At 48.8% G+C, this 19,565-nt stretch carries 17 protein-coding genes, 1 pseudogene and 1 riboswitch; of the genes and pseudogenes, 13 read left to right on the plus strand and 5 right to left on the minus strand.

The genetic code is table 11. The features are described from left to right. Positions 1–381 precede the first annotated feature (381 nt). Positions 382–467: riboswitch (cyclic di-GMP riboswitch) on the plus strand. 86 nt (positions 468–553) lie between these two features. The 6 genes and pseudogenes from AC0YNV_RS00505 (at position 554) to AC0YNV_RS00530 (ending at position 6,467) form a co-directional block, all read left to right on the plus strand. After that, a complete protein-coding gene (locus tag AC0YNV_RS00505; RefSeq protein ID WP_475764967.1) occupies positions 554–2,401 on the plus strand; it encodes a DUF342 domain-containing protein in 1,848 nt (615 codons plus the stop codon). A gap of 101 nt (positions 2,402–2,502) precedes the next feature. After that, entirely contained in the window at positions 2,503–3,453 is a 951-nt protein-coding gene (locus AC0YNV_RS00510) for an HD domain-containing phosphohydrolase (protein ID WP_475764970.1), read from the plus strand. A 155-nt stretch (positions 3,454–3,608) separates the two neighbouring features. Next, positions 3,609–3,965, plus strand: a complete 357-nt coding sequence (locus AC0YNV_RS00515; protein WP_475764971.1) for a hypothetical protein — start codon at positions 3,609–3,611, stop codon at positions 3,963–3,965. 104 nt (positions 3,966–4,069) lie between these two features. Continuing rightward, positions 4,070–4,348, plus strand: a pseudogene (locus AC0YNV_RS00520) (helix-turn-helix transcriptional regulator); the annotation flags it as partial. Positions 4,349–4,826: 478 nt separating this feature from the next. Next, complete coding sequence (locus AC0YNV_RS00525) at positions 4,827–5,261, plus strand: DUF1641 domain-containing protein (protein WP_210037511.1); 435 nt, start codon at positions 4,827–4,829, stop codon at positions 5,259–5,261. A gap of 27 nt (positions 5,262–5,288) precedes the next feature. Next, on the plus strand, positions 5,289–6,467 hold the full coding sequence (locus AC0YNV_RS00530; RefSeq protein WP_210037512.1) for an NAD(P)/FAD-dependent oxidoreductase: 1,179 nt from the start codon (positions 5,289–5,291) through the stop codon (positions 6,465–6,467). Between the two features lie 151 nt (positions 6,468–6,618). Here AC0YNV_RS00530 and trhO read toward each other — a convergent pair whose 3' ends face one another. From trhO to AC0YNV_RS00550, 4 genes are all read right to left on the minus strand, one after another. Further along, positions 6,619–7,515, minus strand: a complete 897-nt coding sequence (gene trhO, locus AC0YNV_RS00535; protein ID WP_475764973.1) for an oxygen-dependent tRNA uridine(34) hydroxylase TrhO — start codon at positions 7,513–7,515, stop codon at positions 6,619–6,621. Positions 7,516–7,616: 101 nt separating this feature from the next. Continuing rightward, on the minus strand, positions 7,617–8,279 hold the full coding sequence (locus AC0YNV_RS00540; RefSeq protein ID WP_475764975.1) for a TetR/AcrR family transcriptional regulator: 663 nt from the start codon (positions 8,277–8,279) through the stop codon (positions 7,617–7,619). Positions 8,280–8,431: 152 nt separating this feature from the next. Further along, the gene (locus tag AC0YNV_RS00545) at positions 8,432–9,256 is read right to left on the minus strand and encodes an oxidoreductase (RefSeq protein WP_475764976.1); all 825 of its coding nucleotides are present in this window, start codon (positions 9,254–9,256) and stop codon (positions 8,432–8,434) included. A 404-nt stretch (positions 9,257–9,660) separates the two neighbouring features. Continuing rightward, positions 9,661–10,401 (minus strand): SDR family oxidoreductase, encoded by a 741-nt coding sequence (locus AC0YNV_RS00550; RefSeq protein ID WP_210037514.1) that lies wholly within the window; start codon positions 10,399–10,401, stop codon positions 9,661–9,663. A 205-nt stretch (positions 10,402–10,606) separates the two neighbouring features. Here AC0YNV_RS00550 and AC0YNV_RS00555 point away from each other — a divergent pair, with 205 nt between their 5' ends. Continuing rightward, positions 10,607–11,188: a TetR/AcrR family transcriptional regulator gene (locus AC0YNV_RS00555; RefSeq protein ID WP_475764978.1), complete on the plus strand. Its 582-nt coding sequence runs from the start codon at positions 10,607–10,609 to the stop codon at positions 11,186–11,188. Positions 11,189–11,296: 108 nt separating this feature from the next. Here the strand turns inward: AC0YNV_RS00555 and melA are convergent, their stop codons facing one another. Beyond that, positions 11,297–12,709 (minus strand): alpha-galactosidase, encoded by a 1,413-nt coding sequence (gene melA, locus AC0YNV_RS00560; protein ID WP_210037516.1) that lies wholly within the window; start codon positions 12,707–12,709, stop codon positions 11,297–11,299. A 181-nt stretch (positions 12,710–12,890) separates the two neighbouring features. Between melA and AC0YNV_RS00565 the strand changes: the two genes are divergently transcribed. From AC0YNV_RS00565 to AC0YNV_RS00590, 6 genes are all read left to right on the plus strand, one after another. Next, positions 12,891–13,871, plus strand: a complete 981-nt coding sequence (locus tag AC0YNV_RS00565) for an Ldh family oxidoreductase (protein ID WP_475764981.1) — start codon at positions 12,891–12,893, stop codon at positions 13,869–13,871. A 329-nt stretch (positions 13,872–14,200) separates the two neighbouring features. Next, complete coding sequence (locus AC0YNV_RS00570; RefSeq protein ID WP_379112950.1) at positions 14,201–14,614, plus strand: LytR/AlgR family response regulator transcription factor; 414 nt, start codon at positions 14,201–14,203, stop codon at positions 14,612–14,614. Positions 14,615–14,817: 203 nt separating this feature from the next. Continuing rightward, positions 14,818–15,753, plus strand: coding sequence for a cysteine synthase A (gene cysK / locus AC0YNV_RS00575; protein WP_475767243.1), 936 nt, complete (start codon positions 14,818–14,820; stop codon positions 15,751–15,753). A 42-nt stretch (positions 15,754–15,795) separates the two neighbouring features. Next, positions 15,796–16,374: a GNAT family N-acetyltransferase gene (locus tag AC0YNV_RS00580; RefSeq protein ID WP_475764983.1), complete on the plus strand. Its 579-nt coding sequence runs from the start codon at positions 15,796–15,798 to the stop codon at positions 16,372–16,374. 504 nt (positions 16,375–16,878) lie between these two features. Further along, on the plus strand, positions 16,879–18,522 hold the full coding sequence (locus AC0YNV_RS00585; RefSeq protein WP_475764985.1) for an extracellular solute-binding protein: 1,644 nt from the start codon (positions 16,879–16,881) through the stop codon (positions 18,520–18,522). A gap of 161 nt (positions 18,523–18,683) precedes the next feature. Beyond that, positions 18,684–19,562 carry an ABC transporter permease gene (locus AC0YNV_RS00590; protein ID WP_210037657.1) on the plus strand — a complete coding sequence of 293 codons (879 nt, stop codon included), beginning with the start codon at positions 18,684–18,686 and terminating at the stop codon, positions 19,560–19,562. Positions 19,563–19,565 lie beyond the last annotated feature (3 nt).

Below are 19,565 nucleotides of genomic sequence, written 5' to 3' on the forward strand. Positions count from 1 at the left end.
ATGGAAAAATATTGAAAAACCCCATATGAAAACCGTTTATATTTAAATATCTATTAGAAATATCTATTTTAATCATCGTTTTTTGCAGAATCACGGAATGATATGATTTGAAATCATAACGCTAACAATATTAAAATGCAATCACCCTTCGTGCCTATCGGAAGCGGAGTGAAAATAGTTATCGAATGACTTGAAAAGTCGTTTTTCCGTCCTGAACATGGTAGATTTCAGGTATGAACGGCTGTAAACAGGCGAACTTCTTTATTTGACTGCATTAGACAAAAGGCAGTCCTTTTAGTACACTCAATTTGGACTTGCAAGGTATATTTTCCTAATTATTAAACTTTAAATAGGAACTAGTGACTATTAATTAAGAAACTCAAACGATAAAGGCAAACCTGCCGAAAGCCAGGGACGCAAAGCTATGGGCCTAAAGAGAGCATCTCTATGGTCGCCAGGCTGCCGAATTGGTGGTGTATAAACACGATCCAATCGGATGGTGTTTTTTTTTGTTAAAAAAACCATTCTGGTCTGAGGTTTGAGAGGTGTTAACGTGAAGAAAAAAATCTCTGAAGATGAATTGTCACAGCTGATCAAGCAATTGCATCTGGGTGAAGTGGATGCGGCTTCCAGATCTTCCACTAACGAAGGGGATATCAGAAGCCCCTTGAAGCAGGACGGCTGGATTCAGGTAATTGAACACCGCATAATTGTCCATGATCCCGTCAATAATGGCAAGCTCCCCGTCATCAGTGCTATTGCCCCGGTCAAACTAAAGGTAAATCATCATGACATACATTCAGAAATCAACGTGACTTCCAGCGACAGCATCCTTTGGGAAATTGAGAATCAACCGATGTATGAGATTACGGTCTCGGAAGACAAGCTTCACGCTTATTTCCACCTTCACGCCAAAGAACGGTATGCCTGGCAGCTAACCGATACAGAGCCTCTTGCCAAAATCATATTATCTGCCGAGGAAGACAGGAATATGGTTCTTGAAAGTGTGCATTTGACAGATGTCGCCGCCGTGCTTGAAAAGAAATCGATCAAAGCAAACGTCGACCTGGCCGCTATTCATCAGGAATTATTGCAGCCCACCTATAGCCCGATTCTCATCGCCATGGGCAAAGCTCCCGTACCCGGGAAGGATGCGGAGCTGGAGATTTATTTCTCCGAGGAGATCGAAAGCCGTTTCCATGAAACGGAAGGGACGGTTGACTTCCGCAATCATCTGCAAATTCCTTCCGTCACCAGCGGCGACGTTATTGCCAGGAAATCCCCGATTATCGACGGCATCCCGGGATACGATGTTTACGGCAATCTGATCACGCCCAAAGCGCCGGCTGATATCCTGCTGGTAGCCAAGTCGGGCGTAGAGCTGACTCCACAGGGGGCCATTATCGCCAGAAAAGAAGGACGCCCGCGGATAACGGGAACCAAAATCAAAGTCTTTGATATCTCGACAGCGTATACCGTCTCCGGCGATGTGGACATTGAAACGGGCAATATTGTCTTCTCCGGCGATGTGATCGTATATGGCAATGTAACCGACAATATGATTATTGAATCTCTGGAGAATGTATATGTCATTGGCAGTGTCTTCAATGCGACCATCACAGCAACGGGATGCATCCATATCCGGGGGAATGTAATGGGCAGCAAGCTGTATTCGGGATACTTCGGTGTCATGTTCAACCGTTTATACAACACCTCGAAGCTGCTGAGCAAGCAGATCGAGAAGCTGCTGATCGGCTCCCAGGTGCTGGAGCAAGCGATCCAGTCACGTGACCAGACGGTTAAATACGGACAGATTGTGCTGCTGCTATTGGAGAAGAAAATGAAGGATATACCGGGGCTAATCAAGGATCTGCTATCCGTGGTCGCCAATATCCGTCATCTGAAGAAAGAAGAGTACCAGAAGCTGATGGAAATGGCGGCGGTTTTCCTGAAGCCCTCGCAGCTCATTGAGTCGGCCACCAGAAATGGCGTCCAGAGCTTCTTGTCCCTATTGACGGACGCCCATCAGGAGGTGGCCCGCATGCAGGAGGCACTGGTCAATATTACCATCAATCAATGCCATAACAGCGAGCTCAAATCCAATGGCGATATTTTGATCCAGCGCGACGGAGTTCTTGTCAGTGATTTGTACTCGGCCGGCAATATATCCTTCAAGCATCGGCTGGCCGTTTGCCGCGGTTCAAGGCTGGAAGCCGAAGGGGATATCACGGCGAAGATTGTAGGAGGGCAGACCGGAGCGGCCACGCTGCTGAAGGCCAAGAGGCGGGTCAGCGTCGTCAGAATGCACTCGGGAAGAGTCTCTATCGGGAATTACAGTAAGGAAATTCTGGAGTCTGTCGAAAATACAACCTTTGATATCGATAACATGATGCAGGCTTAATCTGATTTCTTCTATATTAAGCACCCCGTGAAAGTGGTGGAATCTTGGTGACTCCGACTGTTCGGCAATATCAATATGTAGGCATGAGAGTAAATAAAAATATGTACAACCAAATGGGTGCCTTGATTGTGCCTGCTTTTTCCCGGCTCACACGAAAAAATCTGAAGCGGCTCATTCAACATCAAATTATGCTGAAGGAAGAGGATATTGAAGATCTTCCGGTCCTGCACCTGCTGAATTCGGCTATTGTGGAAATCAAGGACGTCTTTCATCAGGTCCGGCACTTCGATGAGATTCCGTTTGCGCATGTCCGCAATACGATGGTGCCGATCATTGTGGATATGAGCAACCATATTTATTTAAAGCAGGTTTTCACCTATTTCGGCGAAAATGATGAATATACCTACCGTCATATTATCGCAGTTGCGCTGATTGCCCGTTTAATCGGCAAAGTGAAGGGTCTTGGCGAAGAGGAATTGCTGGATCTGACCATCGCGGGCTTCCTGCATGATATCGGAAAAGCGAAAGTCCCTGAAGCGATCATGAATAAACCGGGCAAGCTGACGCCTGAAGAATTTGATGAAATGAAGAAGCATACGCTTTACGGGTACGAACTGATCAGGCAAACGCCGGGGCTTGCGCAGCGGCACGCCTTGGTGGCTCTGGAGCATCATGAGCGCGAGGACGGAAGCGGATATCCGCATGGCATCAAGGGAGAGCAGATGGACCCTTTCAGCAAAATCGTAGCCGTCGCGGACGTCTTTCACGCGATGATCTCGAAGCGGGTCTACAAGAAACAGGTTCCTTTCTATCAGGTGCTGCTGGAAATGTCGCAAAATGCCTATGGGCTGCTCGATCCGGAGATAACGTTATGCTTTCTCGCGCGTATCATGGACATGCTGATTGGCAGCGAGGTCTGCCTCTCCAATGGACAGCGGGGCAATATTATTCTGATTCATGCCAATGATCCCTTGAGTCCCCTTGTCGAGGTGAAAGGCCAGTATCTGGATTTAAGCAAAGACAAATCGGTCCATGTGGAGCAGATCGTATAACGGGGAGGCTGCCTGTTTTTTTTCAACGGGCCTTCCTATATGGTTGTTCTGCAATCGGAGAGGAATGAATATACAAAAATAACGGCAAATAGGACGCTTCAGACAACCGCAGTGTGAAGAACAAGCCGCCGCCTTATGTGAAAAGGGGGAATGGAATGCTGCAGAAAATCAGGGTAATGGGTCTTGAGTCGAAATATTCCACCTTATCTTTTATTTCGGTTACGGGCGTCATTATTCTGCATCTGATCCATTGGGCCTTGGCTCCGCTCATAATGGGCGCGACAGCGGGGATGCAGTTGCAGCATCGGGATATGGAAGGCCACGGCTCCGTCATTATGGATGTGCTCATTCTCGTGCTGTTTCTTGTCAATATAATCAGTATGTATTTTGCCTGCAGGCAGCTGGCATTAGCCTGGAGGAAACGCGCCAATCTGACGCGGCATACTTATTTATGCAGCGCTGTCTCCGTTATTGTCCTGTCTATAGGTGTATACACCATGTTTTCTCTGTAATTGGCTCCGTATTCAAATAGAGGACCGCCTGGCAAAATTGCCGGCGGTCCTCTATTTGATTTTGGCCAGCGGCAAGGTTGGTTTGCAAAAGACAATAAAAAGCGCTGGCAAGGGCTGTGAATATGAGCCCGTCATCGCTGCATCAGCATTTCAAAGAAAGTTACCGCCATGAGTCTCCTGCAGTATCAGAAGCAAATAAGACTGCAGAAGGCCCGCCGTCTGCTGCTTACGGAAACGTCGCGGAAGCTGCGGATGCGGCCTTTCAGGCAGGTTATGAAAGTCCTTTCCAATTCAGCAGGAAATATGCCCGAATGTTCGGTCTGCCCCCGGTTAGCGATATGAATCGACTTCGCAATTCTTTAAGTGCCGTACCTGAAGAATAAATGCGGTTCTCTCCACTATTCATCATCCATGAATTCCGATAACAGGAGCCAACAAATGTTAAACGGTTACAATTTACATCTGGGATAAGCAAGGAACAACACCATAGCCCTCATGTTAAAAAATAACCGGCAGCGCGAGATGCGCCCAGCCGGTTTTCTTGTTGAAAAATTCTCATTGGCCGAGGTAGAATAAGCAGCCTGACTATCCCGTATAATAAATCCAGATCCGCCATAAAAACAAAAGATCTGACATTTTGTTTTGGGGATGCAAAATTCGTCGTTTAGGTATACAATAGATACAGATGTGACCATGTCGTTCGCATCAGTCTGGATACGGCGCGCCTCTATGATTCTATGTGAAGATTTTCACTAAGAAGGCTGATAGATGAAAAATTATTACATTCCGACTGATTAGAAGAGTATCCGTTTTCAGCAGCGAGCCGGCACTATTTATTTGAATGAAGGAGGAAACGTGCAAATGTCAGAAACAACTGTACAACAAACAGAAGTTACCGCAGTACAAGCAGCTGCCAAGCCGGATGTGCTGGATCAACTGCTAAAGCCGGAAGTACAAGAGTCCTTAACGGTATTGGTGGAACAACTGCCGAAGCTTACCGAAATGATGACTCTGCTTACCAAAACGTATGATCTTGCTTCAAAAGTGGCAACGGACCGCGTGCTTATTCAAGATATGGTCGGAGGCCTTCAAGAGGTGGTAAAGCCGCTTGAGAAGAAAGTCAAAGGCTACGCATCTGCCGTTATCGAAGCGAATGACCGCGCTGAGCAAAGCGAAGCAACCATCGGTTTGTTTGGCATGCTTAAGCTGCTGAAAGATCCGGAGCTTCAGAAAATGCTTCGTTTCAGCCAAGCTTACCTGGATATTCTGGGCGAAAGAAATAAAAAAGACGAATAGATTAATCATTCAGAACGGAGGATGAACGTGAGTAAACATATTCTTATATTGGGCGGCGGTTACGGCGGCTTGTTGAGCGCTCTTTCGGCACGTGAGCATCTGTCGGCAGAAGAGGCTACAATCACAGTCATTAACCGTGTTCCTTCACATCAAATCATCACGGAACTGCACCGTCTTGCGGCGGGCAATGTGGAAGAGAAGGCGGTTGCCCTGCCTTTGGAGAAGCTGCTTAAAGGCAAGCAAATCAACGTTAAAGTCGGCACGGTTCAAAAAATCGATGTCGCAGGCCGTTCAGTGAAGCTTGAGGGCGGAGAATCCTATCGTTATGATTCCCTGGTTCTTGCTCTGGGCAGCGAAACGAACTACTTCGGTATTCCGGGACTGCAGGAAAACAGCCTGACTCTGAAATCCGTACAGGACGCCAACCGCGTCTACGCGCATGTTGAAGACCGCATCCGCGAATACAGCAAAACCAAAAACAAAGCGGACGCTACTTTCGTTATCGGCGGCGGCGGACTTACAGGCGTGGAGCTTGTGGGCGAGCTGGCGGATGAGCTTCCAGGCATCTGCCGCAAGAACGGCGTAGATTTTGCCGATATTTCGCTGTATCTTGTTGAGGCTATGCCAAGCATTCTGCCGATTTTCTCGGCCGATCTGATTGCGCGTGCAACTTCAAGCCTTGAGCAGCGCGGCGTTAAGTTCCTGACAGGCCTTGCCATCACAGAAGTGAACGGATCTGTTGTCAGCCTGAAAGACGGCCAAACGATCGATACGAGCACGCTGGTATGGACAGGCGGCGTTCAAGGCAGCACGTTGGTTGCCGAAAGCGGCGTAGAAGTAAACCGCGGCCGTGCCACGGTCAATGAATTCCTGCAATCCGTATCCCATCCGGAAGTATTCCTTGCCGGCGACTGTGCGGTTGTCTTTGGTCCCGAGGGCCGTCCTTACCCGCCGACAGCACAGCTGGCCTGGCAAATGGGCGAGCTTGCCGGCGCCAACATCGCAGCTTTCTTCAACGGCAGCAGCATGGACACGTTCAATCCGGTATTCTCCGGTACTCTGGCGAGTCTCGGACGCAAAGATGGAATCGGCAGCATTGGCGGCAGCGGCATCGAGCTGAAAGGCACGCCGGCTTCCCTGATGAAAAAAGCGAGCAATGCCCGCTACCTGGCTCATATCAACGGCTTGTTCTCACTCGCTTATTAAGATTCACCAGCGGCACATTTCTATTCATACCGGCAGCGCCGATTTCAGCTTCCTGAAATCGGCGCTGTTTTTTATAAAAAAACCACTTATCTATTCCCGGCTGCAGCGGGAAGGTAAGTGGTTGGTTGCATTTTGACCGTAAATTATAAAATTAGATTGCCTGCGAGAACGAGCTGCATTCCTCGGAGCAATAATGATTGTGCAGGGTTTCGCATTCGTCGCAGATAATATGCTGGTGATGGCAGAGATCATTGGCGCAGTTGATGTAACGGTCGGCGGGCTTGGCGCAATGATGGCATTGTCCCACCACATTGGCTTCCTCCGTATGATTGATCGGAATGGAGATCCGCTCATCGAACACATAACATTTGCCGTCGAATAATCTGCCCTTCACTTCCTCATCCTGTCCATAGGTGACGATGCCGCCATCCAGCTGATAAACGTCCTCGAAGCCTTCCTTCAGCAGAAAGCTGCTCAGCTTCTCGCAGCGTATGCCGCCGGTGCAGTAGGTCAGAATCGGCTTATGCTTATTCTCGCTCAGGTTCTCCCTGATCCATTCGGGAAACTCCTTTGAGGTCTCGATGTCCGGACGGATGGCGCCGCGGAAATGACCCAGGTCATACTCATACCCATTGCGGCCATCGAGCACAATCACGTCATCGCGCTGCAAATATTCATAAAATTGCTTCGGAGCAAGCCGCTTGCCGCTCTGGACTGTAGGGTTGATAGCTTCCTCGTTGAAGCGGAAGGTGACCAGTTCCTTCTTGTAGCGGACAAATATTTTACGGAAGGTATGTCCTTCGACGGCATCGATCTTGAAGACAATATCAGCAAAATGAGGATTCTGGCGCAGATCATGCATGTATTGCTCCGTCTGCCCGATCGTCCCCGATAAGGTTCCATTAATTCCTTCGTCAGCTATCAGGATGCGTCCCTTGATGCCAAGCTCTCTGCAGTAGGCCAGATGCTCCTGCGTAAATTGTTCCGCATCGGGTAAGGCGATAAATTTGTAAAACAATAATACATTGTACTCGGATTGCCCGTTCACTTTCTTCACCTGCTTCATTGATTGTAAAATACATTCTATATATTTTAACATAACGTGCTTGATTAACAAACGGAAAAATATTATAACCGTCGCCAGACTTTTTAATTATTCTTCAGCTTTTCAAATAATCCAACAAGATAATAATCCATTGCGGTCCGTGCATTTTTCTTGAAATCTATTCTGAAACCCTCCAGCTCATGGTCGTCAATCGCTTTAAGCAGCACCTCGGGCATGCTTGCCATATTGGCATACCCTACAATAATGGCGTTCTGAGCCAACAGTAAATCGTAAAAAGCTTCAGCATTTAATAAACTCACTCTTTCAGTCAATAAGCGTACGATATGATCTAATATTGCGTACAACCCCGTGCTGTCTTTAATGGCTGTTTCCTGATCGATATTCTTTTCCAGAATGGTATTCTTTATGGCGCTCAATCGGATCAACACGGAATCCTGGTCCAGAATACTTTCCATCTCGCTAAGAAAAAAGGTTTTAAATGCTTCAAGTGTCATGGTTTGAAAAGGAAGAAGGACATTTACGAAATTCTGAAAGCGTTTCTCGTATTCGAGGAAAAGCATTTCCATAAACAGAATTTCTTTCGTGCTGTAGTAATAAAACAACGTCCCGTTTGAAACTTTCGCCGCTTTCGCTATATCACTCATTTTGATTTTATCAAATGTGCTGTTCTGATACATTTCACGTGCGGTATCTAAAATCAGCTTCGCTTTCTCTGCTTTAGCGCTCTCCGTCATGGCTCTTTTCATTGAAACCGGCACCTCGATCATTAACTTCTATGTCGACTTGCAGTCAATCGTAAGTAATACGTGCAGGATTGTCAAGGAAAAGGACAAATACCCTGACTTCAGATTGAGCATCCTCAAACTGGAATCAAGGTATTCTTGGCAAAGCTTTGTCTTTATTTCATCTGACTCATAATGAGTCTGTCAAAGTTCCTGTCGCTAATCCATTTTCTCAACAAAATCAAGGGTTTGGCCATTTTACCGACAGCGTATCTGATTTTGGGATTCTTCGCTGCGATTGCTTTTGAAACGATATTTGCCACTACGCCAGGGGATGAACCGCCTCCTGCCTGATAGGAGCTTTTGGTTGTCTTCGCAACGGACTCTGCCAGGTCCTTATACGGACCGCTTCCAGAGGTTTTCAGCATAGGCTCGCTCATCACATCTCCGAATGAGGTCTCAATAATTCCCGGCTCAATAACGATGACATCTATTCCAAACGGCTTCAATTCGAGTCTCAAGCAATCGGACCATCCTTCCAGGGCATGTTTGGTGGCATGATACCATGCGCCAAGCGGCGTGTAGATTTTTCCACCTACAGATGAAGTATTGATAATTATTCCTTTTCTTTGTGCTCTCATGTAAGGCACGACAAGCTGGGTCATTCGGGCCAATCCGAAAATATTCACTTCAAACTGATATCTCGCATCATCCATGCTCACTTCCTCTACGCTCCCGTAAAGACCAAATCCGGCGTTGTTGAAAAGCACATCAATTCTTCCTTGTTCCTTGATGATTTTATCGATACAAGCTCTGATTTCTTCCTCTATTGAAATATCCATTTTTACTGTTATCGCGCCTGATTCTGTTAGATCGCGCATTTGTTCAACCCGCCTTGAGGCGGCATAAACAATATGACCTTCGGATAGAAGCTTCTTTGCGGTTTCCTTGCCTATACCGGATGATGCACCCGTGATCAAGATGACCTTTTTACTCATCATTCATTCCTCCGCCCTGAATAAGTATTAGTGTATAATTTGTCAACTGCAGTAATTGACTCAAAATCAATTATAATTGACTATGAATCGATTATAATTGACTCAGAGTCGATTGTAAAGGCGGATTTTTGGTGATACATCTTTTGGAGGCTATATGGAGCCGCTAATAAGTGGATGAACGCGAGTATTCCATCAATGACAAGTCCGCTTGCGCCCAGGCGGTTCAACGCAAACATCATCCCTGCATTCGCTATCCGCGAAAAGTCGCAGCGGGATGAAAAAAGGCAGCTTCGCATTGAGCGAAGCTGCCCTAAAAGTATCATACTTTTTTTTGTTGAACTTAAAGAGGTCGACCATAGCTTTGGAGAGGATCCCTTAAGACGTATTTTTCCATCAGGATGATTGCATCAGGGTTGTATTGTCGGTCTGATAATAATCTCATTGACTCCGGTATCCTCGGGTTCATTAATGGCATAGGCAATCGCTCTTGCGATACTGAAAGGCGAGATGGCCATGCTTTTCATTTGGCTTGCCATCGCTTTTATTTCGGGACTGCTGATCGTATCGGTCAGCTCCGTATCCGTAAGTCCCGGGGAGATGATGGTGGACCGGATATTGGAGGAAGGAGATTCCTCCTGGCGCAGCCCTTCAGAAATCGCTCTGACTGCAAATTTTGTAGCGCTGTACACAGCCGCGGTCGGACTTACCTGATAACCTACAACCGAGGAGACGTTAAGGATATGTCCCGATTTCTGCTCTCTCATGGTTGGCAAAACAGCGGCGATGCCGTACAGAACACCTTTGATGTTAACATCGATCATTTGATCCCATTCCTGGATCTTGAGTTCATTCAAATGGGAAACCGGCATAATTCCGGCATTATTCACAAGCACATCGATCCGGCCATATTGCTGCAATGCAAACTGTGCCAGCTTCTGCATGTCCTCTGATGAAGCAACATTCGTTGGTATATAAACAGCTTCTCCGCCGTCTTGTTTAATATCGTTCACGATGGTTTGCAGACGATCCTCTCTTCTTGCCGCCAATACGACCTTTGCGCCCTGTTGGGCCAATAACTTCGCTGTTGCTTCACCTATTCCGCTGGATGCTCCCGTAATAATGATGACCTTGGATTTCAAGTTTTCCATTCGTTATCGCCCCTTAAAGGAATTTTGTTATTGCTTTCCTGCTATGAAACTGGTGTTGTTTATTTAACGGCAGTTGATTATCTTACTGCTGTTGATTATTATTATATAGAGAAGAGAAGTAAATTCAATCGCTAATATACTCACTTTTGTTTCATATCCAACAGCGGCACCGGGAATGTTCAATAACAGGGGAGGCAATGGCATAATGGCAGCGGAAACGAAAATAGACCGCCGGATTCTGCGGACGAAGGAAGCCATCAACAAGGCGTTTCTGGAACTGTTTTCCGAGAAAGAACTCGATCACATTACCATTAATGATATTTCGGAACGGGCGAATGTAAACCGGGGAACCGTCTATCTTCATTACACGGATAAATACGACCTGCTTAATCAATGTATAGATGACCATTTGAACAAAATGTTCCATGCCTGCAAATTCAACGAGTTTAATCAGGTGCAAACCGGTCTGATTGATGCGCTGAAGCCTGCATTCGTTTATTTTGAGGAGAATTACCTGTTCTTCTCTTCCATGCTTGCCAATCAAAGAACAACTGTATTTCGGGAACGCCTGATGCAAGTCATTGCGTCAACGGTAGACCAGAAGATAAAAATGAATGACATCAATCAGGAAATGGATAAGGAATTGATTGCCCAATTTATGGCCTCAGCCTTCGTGGGTACCGTGGAGTGGTGGATTCTGAATAAAATGCCGCATCCGCCTCAATTTATGGCTGAGCAGCTGTGGAGATTATTTGAACGGAACGATATTTATCCTCTGGACAGATAAAGCGAAAAAACAAGACTGTGAAAAATAAAAGCTCCTGTCCGGCAATAAGCCGGGCAGGAGCTTCTATAATAAGTCAGTGTCCAGCAGAAGGGCAGGGTTCCAATCACCCTACCTGGCAAGCTCGCCAAATCTTGAAAATATCGCGAGCGCGGGATCGATAGGGACCTCGGCGCGCTGTACGTCCTGGGGGATAGCGATGGTGGGAGTCGCTCTTGGCTTCCTGCCGGCAAACTGCGGCAGCCACTGGGCTTCCGCCTCCAGCATCTCGGTGACCATCTCGCGGATTTCCTTCAGGGAAAGCACCGCTGAGGTGAGAGGGTCGAGGGCGCAAGCATGGACAACCGCTTCCGGATCGCCTGTCTTGGCGGCGAGAACAGCTAGACGCTGCACATTAATATTCGTCATATTGAGCGCCATGCACTGCGGCGGCAGATCACCCAGCAGCGTACGGTTCAATCCTGTCCGGTCCGCATAGATCGGTCCCTCCGCGCAGCATTCATCAGGCAGATTGGCGATCATTCCGCTATTTCGGACATTGCCGTTGAACTTGAAGGGCTTGCCTGTCTCCAGCGCTTCTATAATATAGGCGCAGTATTCCACGCTCCGCTTCGGCAGCTTCGTCGGCTCGTTATCCATGATATTCGGCTGATTGTACTTGCCGGCCACATAAGCCGACCACTCGTAAGCCGCGCCGGATTCCCCGCCGAAGGCCGGTTCGTCGCAGTAAAGCGCAAGCTCTCTGGCATTTTTGCGGAACCAGGGGACATATTCGGAGAGATGGCCCGTCGACTCCGTCATAAAATAGCCGAAGTGGCGGAACACTTCCCCGCGCACCTTCTCATTGACATAGAATTCCGGCTGCTCGAACTTCTCCCGCAGCAGGGGATACAAATCCCGTCCCTGATGCTCCAGCCGGAGAAACCAGCCCATATGATTAATGCCAGCGCTTACATAATCGATCTCCGTCTTAGGCAGACCGACGTAACCAGCGATCAGATCCAGCGTCGTCTGCACGCCGTGGCAGAGCCCGACGAATTTCACTTTGGTTTCCCCGAGCGCCCAGCCAATCATCGCCATTGGATTCACATAGTTGAGCAGAAGGGCATTCGGACACAGCTCCTCCATGTCTCTGGCCACATCAAGAATGACGGGAATGCTGCGCAGCGCCCGGAAGATGCCGCCTGGTCCCAGCGTATCGCCGATACATTGATCCACGCCGTACTTAAGCGGAATCTTATAATCCATTTCAAAAGCGGAGACGCCTCCCACCTGGAAGGTGCAGATGACATAATCGGCGCCGGTCAACGCTTCCCGCCGATCCGTTGTAATGGAGACTTTGGACTTCAAGCCATTCTCCGCAATGACCTTGTTTGCAAAAGCCTCCACTTGAGCTGTCTTGGAGGTTGATGGGGCCATGAGCACGAATTCTGTTTCCTCCAGCGCTTCCGTCGCCATAATATCCAGCATCAGTGTTTTGCAAAATACAATGCTGCCAGCTCCTATAATCGCAACTCTTCTCATTTTGTGTTGATCCTCCTTATGGTTTCTGCATGCCCTCATCATAGCATGATTTGTTTTCCAGCTGAACGGTTGTCCCCATAAATATAATCAAGAATATGAAGCGGGATGGCTGAAATGATACAATGGTAATTACGCCGGGCGAGGGGTACAATTGGCGATAGATGGGAGTGTTTATACAAATATGAATATTGAACAAGCAAATCATAAGAGGGTGGAACCGGAGAAGCTGCGCGGTATTATTTCCGCATTGGCGAAGAGTGCCGGAATGCCTGAAGAAAAGGCTTTATTTTTGACGGATATATTGGTTCAAAATGATCTCCGCGGCGTACTCAGCCATGGAACCAGACAAATGGCCACCTATGCTCGTATTATGCGCGACGGGTTGATTAATCCTGATCCGCAGATCAGCACTACGAATGAGGCTCCTTCAACAATCGTGGTCGACGGCGATGGAGGTCTTGGTTATTTTGCCGCTTACCGCGCAGTGGAGAAGCTTGCGGATCGTGCCCGTGAGCAGGGGATAGCCGCTGCGGTCACACGCAATCACGGCCACATCGGCGCAGCCGGCATTTATTCCCGACTTCTGGCCGAGCAAGGCCTTATTGGCTATGTCACCTCCGGGCATCAGCTGGAGCTGAAGCCCGAGGATTCGATTATGAGAGCGGCGGGCGGCTCGCCGATGTCGTTCGCGGTCCCTTCCGGCGAAGAGGTTCCGATGGTGCTCGACTTTGGCGCCATGCATGATTTGTACGCCGATTCCCCTCATGTGGACGAGCTGTTCAAGCTAGCGCCCGGCCTTGTATTTCGCAGTATGGGTCTGGGTTTCATGTGTCAGGCGCTTGGCGGCTTCCTTGCAGGGGTACCGGCTGCTCCGTCCGGGGAAGGCAAAAGCTTTAACGGAGCGAATCAAGGCGCCTTGATTATTGCGCTTGATATAAGCCGGTTTATTTCCCCGGCAGCCTTCAAGGGGGAAATGGATGCCTATATGAGAATGACCCGCACCATGCAGCCTATGCCAGGGTATGACCAGGCGACGCTTCCCGGCGTTTTGGAAGCACAGCGCGAGCGGGACTGGACAGTCTCGGGAATACCTGTCAGCCGGGAACACAAAGCCGATCTGGCGGCAGCCGCGGCTGAATTCGGACTGGAGCTTCCGTTCTAATAGCCGGGAGTCGGGTCAGGGGATGGTTGTTTCACAGGAGGCCAATCGATCCCGCTGCGAGGCTGCCAAGAAAGTGCCGGTTTCCCAAATATGGCAGCCGCTATGAACAAATTAGAGCTCGATATCAAGAAATACCAGGGCAGCTCCCTGGTATTTCTTTTTTTTTGAATTACAGAAGAAAGTATAAAATCCCTCATGCTTGTCATGTACAGATTTTGTACAGGTGCGGTTGGTATACTGCATTGAATACAGAATGACTGCCCAACAACCGCTGCTGTATTTGGTGAACGGCCGGGCGGGAATGCCGAGGTGAACGCAAGTTGAGAGCGATGTTGATCGATGATGAACGATTGGCTTTGAAACAGCTCAAGAGAATGCTGGAAGAAGTTGTGGGTGGTGTAGAGATCATTGAAATGACATCAAATCCGGTGCAGGCTCTCGAACGGTCGGAGGAGCTTCAGCCCGATGTTGTATTTCTGGATATTCATATGCCCGGCATGAACGGTTTGAAGCTGGGCGAGAAGCTGCAGCAGGCGGTGCCGCATGTAGAGATTGTGTTTGTAACGGCTTATGATCAGTATGCGGTCAAGGCATTTGATATTTGCGCGCTGGATTATATTTTGAAGCCTGTGCATCCAATCCGTCTGCAGCAGACCGTAGAGCGTGTGAGACAGAAAATTATGCTGGTCAGGGAGATAGACGGGTTATCTCCAATACCTTGTCCGGAATCGTCACAGATCTGATATGCTGTGAGCAGCCATGTCCGGGATCTGCGGGGGAATAACTTACGATAAGGAAGGCGGTTAGTCTACGTCTTCTTTTTTTTGAAATTTATAGTTGCTATAAGAATCGCATCCGGATGGTATTTATTTACTCACCAAAATGGCTATGCTAGTATGATAATACCAACTTCTCAAGTTGGAATTGAAGGTTCGGAGTGATGAAATTGCCCGGAATTGCTAAGAATCTGACAGATCTGATAGGAAATACGCCGCTGCTCGCGCTCACCAATTTCACCAAAAAATATCATGTCGAAGCTAACATCATCGTAAAACTGGAATCTTTTAATCCGGCAGGCAGTGTAAAAGACAGAATTGGCTATGCCATGATCAAAGATGCTGAAGAACGAGGAATTATTCATGAGGATTCCGTCATTATTGAACCGACGAGCGGGAATACGGGTATTGGTCTTGCCTTTGCGGCCGCGGCGATGGGATACAGATTAATTATTACGCTGCCGGAAAATTTCAGTATGGAACGCAGGAAGCTCCTGGTTGCACTCGGAGCGGAATTGGTGCTTACCCCCGCGAATGAAGGAATGGCCGGAGCTATAAGAAAAGCCGAAGATTTAGCGGCAATAACTCCTCATTCCTATATCCCCCAACAATTTAATAATCCGGCCAATCCGCAAATTCACAGAACAACAACCGCTGAGGAAATCTGGAGAGATACAGATGGCGAGGTAGACATTTTTATTGGCGGTGTCGGCTCGGGAGGGACGATTACCGGGGTAGGCGAATTGCTGAAGGAGCGTAAGCCATCCGTCCGAATCATAGCTGTAGAACCTTTTCATTCTCCCGTCCTCTCCGGAGGCAGCAAAGGGGTTCACAAGATCCAGGGGATTGGCGCGGGATTTGTTCCGGATAACTTTAACCGGTCCATTGTGGACGAAATTATTCAGGTGAAAAATGAAGAGGCGTTCGATACGGCGCGTAAGCTGGCCCGGGTTGAAGGTCTGCTTGCCGGAATATCATCGGGCGCTGCTGTATTCGCCGCACTCCAAATCGCCAAAAGACCGGAAAATAAAAACAAAAATATCGTTGTCGTGCTTCCGGACAGCGGCGAGCGCTATTTGTCCAGTGATCTTTATCCGGATTCTTAACGGTACATGTGTACGTAAGATCAGCATGAAGGGGTGACTATTATGGTAGAGAATATTTGGACAGGCAGCAAAGTAAGATTGCGTTCAATTGTACCTCGTGATTGGGAGAAGTTTCATCACAATGATTATGATACTGAAACCGCCAGGCTATGCGATGTCACACACTTCCCGAGATCGGAAGAAGGCACCCGATCATGGGCGGATAATCAAGCCTCTCTCGGCCCTGATAACGATAATATTATGATGGCCATTGAAACACATGAGGGCGAGTTGATCGGAAGCATCAATACCCACAGCTGTGATGCAAGGCATGGAACCTTTAAGTACGGTGTTGCGATATTTCGGGAGCACTGGCGGAAGGGTTACGCAGCAGAGGCTATCAGGCTGCTGCTGCGGTATTATTTTGAGGAGCTGCGCTACCAGAAAGCAACGGCGCATGTTTATGCTTTTAACGAAAGCTCCAAAGCGCTGCAGGAGCATCTTGGGTTCCAACAGGAAGGAAGACTCAGAAATATGCTGTTCACGAAGGGACAGCATTATGATGAGCTTGTCTACGGCCTGCTCCGAAGTGAATATGACCAGATGGAAAAAATAGGAAATCCGGCTGACAAGAGCAGTTAGAGGAAACGGCTTCTTGACGTAGAATTATTTGATTAGCGCGATTGATAATCAGGTGGGAGGTAATAACCTTGATTGTTTTAAAAATAGTTGGAGTTTCGATTATTGTACTTGCGCCGGCTTATGAGTTCTATAGAAGATGTTTATGGAGAAAATCAAATTCATTCGACTCCTTTTGAGGAAGCAAGCAAGCCGGAAGTTGCCTCGTACCGGTCCGAATGCCGGTGAATAGGGGCCTTTAAATCAGAGTGATGAAATTTCATATGTGATCGCAGGAAACCGCCCGCAGGGGCGGTTTTTTTGCTGTTCTGATCATAAGAAACTGATTTTGGCCGTCAACGATAGCCGTTTTTCTTGCGGTTTGATCAATTCAATTGGCGTTATGATCAATCTGCTTGGAACGAAATCGGCATCGGATTTGCTTTTTTGCTCATATCGGGAGAAGCCGGTTATCCGTTAGTCTGTGGAGGAGATGCATCTCACTAAACGACCAACGGAGGTTAGGGAATGAAAAGACTGTTCGCAACTGCCCTGAGCATCGTGCTGCTGGGCACATTATTAATCGCGTGTTCTTCTAATGGGGGGAACGCCGGCAGCGGCAATACGAATACGGACAAACCGGCGAATGAGACAGAGACGCCTGCCGAAACGACTGCGACAACCTATCCGATAAAGACGGACGAGAAGCTCTCCTATTGGGGAGAAATCAACGGCAATCTGATCGGTGTCAAAGCATCGCATAGCGAAATTCCGTTCTTCCAGGATTGGCAGAAGAAGACGGGGGTATCGCTCGAATTCACGGCTCCGCCGACCGGCCAGACGCAGGAAGCACTCAACGTGATGCTGGCTTCCGGCGACCTGCCGGATATGATCGAATACAACTTTCTGGGCTTTCCAGGCGGGCCCGAGAAAGCAATCAATGACGGTTATATCCTCAAGCTGAACGATCTGATTGACAAGTATGCGCCGAACCTGAAGAAGTTCCTGCAGGAGAATCCGGACATCGACAAAATGGTCAAAACCGACAGCGGCAGCTACTATGCCTTCCCGTTCATCCGGGGAGACGAATATTTGCGCGTGTTCCAGGGGCCGATTATCCGCAAGGACTGGCTGGACGAGCTGGGTCTTTCCGTTCCGGAGACGATCGACGAGTGGACCGCAGCCTTGACGGCCTTCAAGGAAAAGAAAGGAGCGGCGGCGCCATTCTCGGTAGTCAGCAAGCCGCGCTTCTTCAATGAATCCGGCAACGGCGCGTTCCTGGGAGCGTTCGGCGTGAACCGCGGCTTCTATCAGGAGGACGGCGTGATCAAGTTCGGACCGTCGGAGAGCGGCTTCAAGGAATACCTGAGCTTGTTCCGCGATTGGTACCAGAAGGGCCTGATCGATAAGAATGTTGCCACAGCAGATTCGAAGGCACTTGACAGCGGCATCGCTTCGGGCGCTACAGGAGCAACCATTGGTAATGCGGGCGGCGGTATCGGCAAGTGGCAGCCGCTTGTGGAAGCGAACAATCCGGAAGCGGTGCTGGTGGCCGCTCCATATCCGGTATTGAAGCATGGAGATATGCCCAAGTTCGGGCAAAAGAGCATGGCTTATGCTTCCGAAGGCACCGTAGCCATAACGACGGCTGCGAAGAATCCGGAGCTTGCGGTCCGGATGCTGGACTACGGCTACAGCGAGGAAGGCAGGATGTTCTTTAACTTTGGGACGGAAGGCGTCAGCTATAATCTCGAGGACGGGTATCCGAAGTATACCGACCTGCTGATGAAGAATCCGGACAAGCTGGCTCCGGCACAGGCGATCTCCATGTATGCCCGCGCCAGCTACAACGGCCCTTTCATACAGGATAAGCGTTACGCCGAGCAGTTCTTCGCCCTGCAGACGCAGCGCGACGCGGTTACGACCTGGCAGAAGACGGACGCTAACAAATACAACCTGCCTCCGATCACGCCGACGCCGGAGGAGAGCTCGGAATTCGCTACCATTATGAATGACATAAATACGCTTGTGGACGAGATGACGCTGAAAATCATTTTGGGCTCCGAGCCGCTGGATCAGTTCGAGAGCTACGTTGCGAAGATGAAGACGCTTAATCTGGATCGGGCGATTGCCATTCAGACCGCGGCTCTGGAGCGCTATAACAGCCGGTAAAGAATGAAAATCCGAAGGAGGGGGTAAGGCCCTCTCCTTCAATCCGGATCGAGGTGAAGATGCAAGTGGCAAAAGCGCAAGAGATGAACAGCAGGAAACCGCTCAGCGGCCGGACACAGCGGTTCGTCAAGAAAGGCCGGAACCGGTTCGCACGAGACTTCATGCTGAATAAATATTTGTACCTGATGATGCTTCCCGTTATCGCCTATTATCTGATTTTTCATTATGCCCCGATGTATGGGGCCCTGATCGCCTTCAAGGATTATTCACCGATGAAGGGCATTGTGGGCAGCGACTGGGTCGGGCTCAAGCATTTCTATGATTTCTTCAACAGCTATTATTTTGTCCGAATCCTTAAGAATACGATTATCATCAGCTTGTATTCTCTCATCTTCGAGTTCCCCGCGCCTATCATATTGGCGCTGCTGATTAACGAGGTTCGCAGCAGGGCATTCAAGCGTGTTGCCCAGACGATCACCTATATGCCTTATTTCATCTCGCTCGTTGTCATCTGCGGGATCATCACCGACTTTACGAATGCCGACGGCGTGATTAACCGTTTGTTCATGCTGCTGGGCTACGACGGGCAAGCGATGCTCCAGAAGCCGGATCTGTTCCGGCCGATCTATATTCTGTCCGAGATCTGGCAGCGTATCGGCTGGGAGTCGATTATTTATATCGCCGCCTTGATGAGCATCGACCAGGAGCAGTACGAGGCGGCGAGAATGGACGGAGCGAGCCGGTTCAAGCAGATTTTCTACATCACGCTTCCCGGCATCATGCCTACGATTGCCATTATGCTCATCCTGCGGATGGGTAATCTGCTGAATGTCGGCTTCGAGAAGATTATTCTGCTGTACAATCCCATTACCTACGAGAAAGCCGACGTGATCTCTTCGTTCGTTTACCGCAAGGGCCTGCTGGAATTCGGGTGGAGCTACAGCTCGGCAGTCGGCTTGTTCAATTCGGTCATCAATCTCGCGCTGCTGGTAACCGCGAACTATATCAGCCGCAAGGTCAACAAAAGCAGTTTATGGTGAGGT

It is taken from the genome of Paenibacillus sp. JT31N11 (genome assembly GCF_056269285.1).

Excerpts from the sequence above, each read along its gene's own strand:
- AC0YNV_RS00510 (WP_475764970.1), top strand. The coding sequence starts at position 2,503 with ATGTACAACCAAATGGGTGCCTTGATTGTGCCTGCTTTTTCCCGGCTC.
- AC0YNV_RS00515 (WP_475764971.1), top strand. The coding sequence starts at position 3,609 with ATGCTGCAGAAAATCAGGGTAATGGGTCTTGAGTCGAAATATTCCACC.
- AC0YNV_RS00525 (WP_210037511.1), top strand. The coding sequence starts at position 4,827 with ATGTCAGAAACAACTGTACAACAAACAGAAGTTACCGCAGTACAAGCA.
- AC0YNV_RS00540 (WP_475764975.1), bottom strand. The coding sequence starts at position 8,279 with ATGAAAAGAGCCATGACGGAGAGCGCTAAAGCAGAGAAAGCGAAGCTG.
- AC0YNV_RS00545 (WP_475764976.1), bottom strand. The coding sequence starts at position 9,256 with ATGATGAGTAAAAAGGTCATCTTGATCACGGGTGCATCATCCGGTATA.
- AC0YNV_RS00550 (WP_210037514.1), bottom strand. The coding sequence starts at position 10,401 with ATGGAAAACTTGAAATCCAAGGTCATCATTATTACGGGAGCATCCAGC.
- AC0YNV_RS00555 (WP_475764978.1), top strand. The coding sequence starts at position 10,607 with ATGGCAGCGGAAACGAAAATAGACCGCCGGATTCTGCGGACGAAGGAA.
- melA (WP_210037516.1), bottom strand. The coding sequence starts at position 12,709 with ATGAGAAGAGTTGCGATTATAGGAGCTGGCAGCATTGTATTTTGCAAA.
- AC0YNV_RS00565 (WP_475764981.1), top strand. The coding sequence starts at position 12,891 with ATGAATATTGAACAAGCAAATCATAAGAGGGTGGAACCGGAGAAGCTG.
- AC0YNV_RS00570 (WP_379112950.1), top strand. The coding sequence starts at position 14,201 with ATGTTGATCGATGATGAACGATTGGCTTTGAAACAGCTCAAGAGAATG.
- AC0YNV_RS00580 (WP_475764983.1), top strand. The coding sequence starts at position 15,796 with ATGGTAGAGAATATTTGGACAGGCAGCAAAGTAAGATTGCGTTCAATT.
- AC0YNV_RS00585 (WP_475764985.1), top strand. The coding sequence starts at position 16,879 with ATGAAAAGACTGTTCGCAACTGCCCTGAGCATCGTGCTGCTGGGCACA.
- AC0YNV_RS00590 (WP_210037657.1), top strand. The coding sequence starts at position 18,684 with ATGCTGAATAAATATTTGTACCTGATGATGCTTCCCGTTATCGCCTAT.